Origin of the sequence: Enterobacter genomosp. O, from assembly GCF_001022965.1 — a bacterium.
Lineage (GTDB): Bacteria > Pseudomonadota > Gammaproteobacteria > Enterobacterales > Enterobacteriaceae > Enterobacter > Enterobacter cloacae_L.
This window is the reverse complement of sequence record NZ_LECZ01000007.1, coordinates 1-5,746: the sequence shown is the minus strand read 5'-3', so window position 1 is coordinate 5,746 and position 5,746 is coordinate 1. Positions and strand designations below refer to the sequence as shown.

The window sequence follows — 5,746 nt, the reverse complement described above, 5'->3', positions numbered from 1 at the left end:
CCCGCACAAAGCCTTCACATGCCAAGCTTCACCGGTATCCCCGACCGCCGCTCCAGTTCGGCTCCCGCTCCCTCGTTTATAAGCTGTGCTCGCAGCGCGGGGGTAATCGGCAGTGGTACCTTATTGGTCGATTCAAATTCCGCACGGTTACGTGACAGCGGCTCATGCACCTCCACCCAGCGGCTACCGTCCGGCTCGGTGGTGGTTTTCACGGGCCGATCGATAAGCTGCACGCGAGTTCCAACGGGGACATTATCGAAAAGGTATTTGATGTCGTTATTACGCAGACGAATACAGCCCTGGCTCACCCGCAGCCCGATGCCGAAATTCGAGTTTGTGCCGTGAATGGCGTACAGCCTGCCGATATAGATCGCATACAGCCCCATCGGGTTATCTGGCCCGGCGGGAACAAAGGCCGGCAGGGTTTTCCCCTCTGCCGCATAGGCGCGGCGCGTATTGGGCGTTGGCGACCAGGTGGGTCCCTCCTGCTTGCGCTCAACCGCCGTCACCCAGTTACGCGGCGTTTCGCGCCCGGCCTGGCCGATGCCGATGGGCAGCACTTCAACGGTGTTACCGCCTGGCGGATAATAGTAGAGGCGCATTTCTGCCGCATTTACGATAATGCCCTCGCGGACGGTGTCAGGCAAAATCAGCTGCTGGGGAATGACCAGCCGTGTACCGGCTTTGGGCAAAAAAGGATCCACGCCCGGGTTCGCTTCCAGCATATTGCTTAGCCCCTGCCCGTAGCGCGCGGCAAACGCCTCAAGCGGTAACGTATTGCGATCCGGCACGGTAATGACCTGCGAGCTGCCCACCAGACGGCTGCCCGTTGGCGGTAAAGGGTAGCTCACCGCCTGCACGCACTGGCTGATAAGTAACGCAGCAAGACAACCCAACGCCTCTTTACGACACATATTCCCTTCCTCAGTCGCTTCGCTCTTTATTAAGCATAGCGTAGCCGTTTTGCATTACCCATCAGGAAATAAAATCAGTTTGCACAGGCTGCCTGTCGCGGTAGTCTCATAGGTTCCGTTTATACGACGGCTGCTTTGTGAGTGACCTTTTCTTATACCAATAATTAAAAATTAGTGCAGACAGGACAACTATGGATTCCACTCTCGCCTCCACACATCCCAACGAGGAGACACCTTCGCTCAATCGTGCCCGCCGCGCAGCCTTAGGCAGCTTCGCGGGTGCCGTCGTCGACTGGTATGATTTTCTGCTCTACGGTATTACCGCCGCCCTGGTCTTTAACCGCGAGTTCTTTCCGCAGGTCAGCCCCGCGATGGGCACGCTCGCCGCGTTTGCCACCTTCGGCGTCGGCTTTCTGTTTCGCCCGCTGGGCGGTGTGATCTTCGGCCACTTCGGCGACCGCCTCGGCCGCAAACGCATGCTGATGCTCACCGTCTGGATGATGGGGATCGCCACCGCGCTGATTGGCATTCTTCCTTCGTTTTCCGCCATCGGCTGGTGGGCACCGGTATTGCTGGTCACGCTGCGCGCCATCCAGGGTTTCGCCGTGGGCGGCGAATGGGGCGGTGCGGCGCTGTTATCCGTAGAAAGCGCGCCGAAGAATAAGAAAGCGTTTTACAGCAGCGGCGTGCAGGTTGGCTATGGCGTCGGCCTGTTACTTTCCACCGGGCTGGTATCGTTAATCAGCCAGCTCACCACCGACGAGCAGTTCCTGAGCTGGGGCTGGCGCATTCCGTTCATCTTCAGCATCGTGCTGGTCATTGCCGCGCTGTGGATCCGTAACGGAATGGAAGAGTCTGCTGAATTCGAACAGCAGCAGGAGGAAAAAACAGCCGCCAAAAAACGGCTGCCGGTGATGGAAGCCCTGGTCCAGCACCCTGGCGCTTTTCTGAAAATTATTGCCCTGCGCCTGTGCGAACTGCTGACGATGTATATCGTTACCGCGTTTGCGCTGAACTACTCGACGCAAAACCTCGGCCTGCCGCGCGAATTGTTCCTGAATATCGGCCTGGTAGTCGGGGGGATAAGCTGCCTGACTATCCCCTGCTTCGCCTGGCTGGCGGACCGGTTTGGCCGCCGTCGCGTCTACATTACCGGGGCGCTGGTGGGTACTCTCAGCGCGTGGCCATTCTTTATGGCGCTGGAGGCGCAGTCGATCTTCTGGATTGTCTTCTTCGCCATCATGCTCGCGAACATCGCTCACGATATGGTGGTCTGCGTCCAGCAGCCGATGTTTACCGAACTGTTCGGCGCCAGCTACCGCTACAGCGGCGCAGGGGTGGGTTACCAGGTCGCAAGTGTTGTCGGCGGCGGGTTTACGCCGTTTATTGCCGCCGCGCTGGTGACCTTCTCCGGCGGAAACTGGCACAGCGTGGCCATTTATCTGCTGGCTGGCTGCCTGCTGTCGGCGGCGACGGCGCTATTGATGAAAGAGACGAGCCACCGCTGATCTCACTTTTGTTTCACAGGCGTGTGACATACTATCGGGTAGAGTCGCACACCTGTGGAACAAGGAGACAGAGATGAATAATAAGGGCTCCAGCCTGACCCCGGCTCAGGCGCTGGAAAAACTCGACGCGCTGTATGAACAGTCCGTCAATGCGCTGCGCAGCGCCATTAGCGAGTATATCGAAACGGGGAAACTCCCCGACGAAAAGGCCAGAACCAAGGGCCTTTTTGTTTATCCATCGCTCTCTGTGACCTGGGACGGCAGCGCCAGCACCACGCCGAAAACCCGCGCCTACGCGCGTTTTACCCACTCCGGCTGCTACAGCACCACCGTCACCCGCCCTGCACTGTTCCGCCCTTATCTTGAAGAACAGCTCACGCTGCTGTACCAGGACTACGGTGCGCATATTGCCGTTGAGCCCTCACAGCACGAAATCCCGTATCCCTACGTGATTGACGGCTCGGCGTTAACGCTTGACCGCTCCATGAGCGCGGGACTGACCCGCCACTTCCCGACGACTGAACTTTCACAGATTGGCGATGAGACGGCTGACGGGATTTATCACCCGGCAGAATTTTCTCCCCTGTCGCATTTTGATGCCCGCCGGGTCGATTTCTCCCTGGCACGCCTGCGCCACTACACCGGTACGCCAGCCGAACATTTCCAGCCCTTCGTGCTCTTTACCAACTACACCCGCTACGTCGACGAGTTTGTCCGCTGGGGCTGTAGCCAGATCCTTGACCCGGAGAGCCCTTACATCGCCCTGTCCTGTGCGGGCGGGATCTGGATCACTGCTGAGACCGAAGCCCCCGAGCAGGCCATTTCCGACCTGGCGTGGAAAAAACATCAGATGCCCGCCTGGCACCTGATCACCGCCGACGGACAGGGCATTACGTTGATCAACATTGGCGTGGGCCCGTCGAATGCGAAAACCATCTGTGACCATCTGGCGGTACTGCGCCCGGACGTGTGGCTGATGATTGGCCACTGCGGCGGCCTGCGTGAAAGCCAGCTGATTGGCGATTACGTTCTCGCCCACGCCTACCTGCGCGACGACCACGTGCTTGACGCCGTACTGCCGCCGGATATCCCTATTCCGAGCATCGCCGAAGTGCAGCGCGCGCTATATGACGCCACCAAAGAGGTCAGCGGCATGCCGGGTGAAGAGGTTAAACAGCGCCTGCGCACCGGTACGGTCGTCACGACGGATGACCGCAACTGGGAGCTGCGCTACTCCGCCTCCGCGCTGCGGTTCAACCTGAGCCGCGCGGTGGCGATTGATATGGAGAGCGCCACCATCGCCGCGCAGGGCTATCGCTTCCGCGTCCCCTACGGCACGCTGCTGTGCGTCTCCGATAAGCCGCTGCACGGCGAAATTAAGCTGCCGGGCCAGGCCAACCGCTTCTATGAGGGGGCTATCTCAGAGCATCTGCAAATTGGGATTCGCGCCATCGACCTGCTGCGGGCGGAAGGCGACAAGCTCCATTCCCGCAAGCTGCGCACCTTTAACGAGCCGCCGTTCCGCTAATCACGATAAGGATAAAGAATGTACAGCACATCACCGCTCTCGGCCCTGCGCCAGTGGCTTGAAGCCAATAACCTCGACGGGATGATCGTCCCGCGCGCCGATGCCTGGCAGAGCGAATACTGCACGCCCTACGACGAAAAGCTGGCCTGGCTGACGGGCTTTGACGGTTCGGCCGGCGTGGCGCTGGTGCTGCAGGACAAAGCGCTGCTGTTCGTCGATGGCCGCTATCAGGTCCAGGCGCGCGTGCAGGTCAATACGGATGAGGTTGAGATCCACCACCTGCATAACGAGCCGCTGGCGCAATGGCTGGCGGAAAACGTTGAGTCCGGAACACGCATCGGCTTTGACGCGCTGCTGATGACTAATTCGGAGTTTGAGCAGCTGTCTGCCACGCCGTGCGAGCTGGTGCCACTGAGTGAATCTCCTTTTGATACCCTCTGGACTGACCGCCCTGCCGCGCCGGCGGGGCTGATTCGAGAAATGCCGGTTGAGCTGAGCGGCGAAAGCAGCGCAGACAAACGCCAGCGCGCTGCCGCCGTGCTGGCGGCGAACAATGCCGATTATCTGGCCGTCACCCTGCCGGATAACATCGCCTGGCTCCTGAACGTGCGGGGCGCGGATATCCCTTTCAGCCCGGTCCCGCTCTCCTTTGTCCTGCTTGGCCGTGACGGTCACGTTGAGTGGTTTGTTAACGACAACAAGCTCAGCGCCCTGCCAGACGCGGTGCGCAGTGCGTTCACCATTGCACCGCAGGACGCCTTTATCGAACGTTGCCAGCAGATTGCTGAAGGTAAGCGGGTGATGGTGGATGCCGATTCCGCGCCGGTAGCTCTGCGCTTCGCCATTGAACCACGGGGAGAAATTGTCTGGCAGACCGACCCTATTACCCTGATGAAAGCCACCAAAAACCCGGTCGAACTGGCGGGTTACCGCGAGTGTCATCACCAGGACGGTGCCGCGTGGGTCAACTTCCTCGCCTGGCTGAGCCGTGAAGTGCCGCTGCGCGAAGCGGCAGGACAACCGCTGACTGAGATGGACGCGCAGGCGCAGCAGCTCGCGTTCCGCAAACAGCAGCCAGGGTTTATCGAGCAAAGTTTTGCCACCATCTCCGCCTCCTCCAGCAATGCGGCGATGTGCCACTATCATTCGAGCGAGGCCAGCAATAAGCCCATCGGCCATAACCATTTTTACCTGAACGATTCCGGCGGTCAGTATGCTAATGGCACCACCGATGCCACGCGCACGCTGGCATGGGGTCAGGTTGATCCGCAGCAGCGCCTGCATTACACCGCCGTGCTGAGAGGCTTTCTGTCGCTCATTACCCTGCAGTTTCCTTCCGGAACTCAGGGGCATCAGCTGGACGCTTTTGCGCGTCGTCCGCTGTGGGAGATGGGGCTGGATTACGATCACGGCACGGGGCACGGCGTGGGGCATCAGCTTCTGATCCATGAAAACCCGCATCGTATTGCCAAAAAGATCAACCCGTGGCCGCTGGTGGCGGGCAATATCATGACTATCGAGCCGGGATATTATCTGGGCGATAGCCACGGTATTCGCATTGAAAACCAGGTGGAGATTGTGGAGAGCCGTCCGGGGTTTTGTAGATTTGCCTCGCTGACGCTGATCCCTGTCGACTTAAATCAGGTTGAGCTGCATCTGCTGAGCGAGCAGGAGAAACAGTGGCTGGATGCGTATCACCGGCAGGTACGTGAGGCGCTGTTACCGCTGGTGAATAGCGAGGCGCGTTCGTGGCTGGAAGAGGCGACGGCGCCGATTCATGTGTAATTTCGTGCGCT

Annotated in this window: 4 protein-coding genes; 3 read left to right on the top strand and 1 reads right to left on the bottom strand. The window is 59.5% G+C overall.

The window, feature by feature from the left end; all coding sequences use genetic code 11:
* Positions 1–14: 14 nt before the first annotated feature.
* Complete coding sequence (gene ldtA, locus ABR39_RS00720; protein WP_047345365.1) at positions 15–914, bottom strand: L,D-transpeptidase; 900 nt, start codon at positions 912–914, stop codon at positions 15–17.
* Positions 915–1,105: 191 nt separating this feature from the next.
* Between ldtA and shiA the strand changes: the two genes are divergently transcribed.
* The 3 genes from shiA (at position 1,106) to ABR39_RS00705 (ending at position 5,735) form a co-directional block, all read left to right on the top strand.
* On the top strand, positions 1,106–2,422 hold the full coding sequence (shiA, locus tag ABR39_RS00715; RefSeq protein ID WP_047345364.1) for a shikimate transporter: 1,317 nt from the start codon (positions 1,106–1,108) through the stop codon (positions 2,420–2,422).
* A gap of 73 nt (positions 2,423–2,495) precedes the next feature.
* Entirely contained in the window at positions 2,496–3,950 is a 1,455-nt protein-coding gene (locus ABR39_RS00710; protein ID WP_047345363.1) for an AMP nucleosidase, read from the top strand.
* An 18-nt stretch (positions 3,951–3,968) separates the two neighbouring features.
* Entirely contained in the window at positions 3,969–5,735 is a 1,767-nt protein-coding gene (locus tag ABR39_RS00705; RefSeq protein WP_047345362.1) for an aminopeptidase P family protein, read from the top strand.
* Positions 5,736–5,746: the final 11 nt, after the last annotated feature.

Bases quoted from the DNA above. Each gene is read 5' to 3' on its own strand.
- ldtA (WP_047345365.1), bottom strand. From the start codon at position 914: ATGTGTCGTAAAGAGGCGTTGGGTTGTCTTGCTGCGTTACTTATCAGC.
- shiA (WP_047345364.1), top strand. From the start codon at position 1,106: ATGGATTCCACTCTCGCCTCCACACATCCCAACGAGGAGACACCTTCG.
- ABR39_RS00710 (WP_047345363.1), top strand. From the start codon at position 2,496: ATGAATAATAAGGGCTCCAGCCTGACCCCGGCTCAGGCGCTGGAAAAA.
- ABR39_RS00705 (WP_047345362.1), top strand. From the start codon at position 3,969: ATGTACAGCACATCACCGCTCTCGGCCCTGCGCCAGTGGCTTGAAGCC.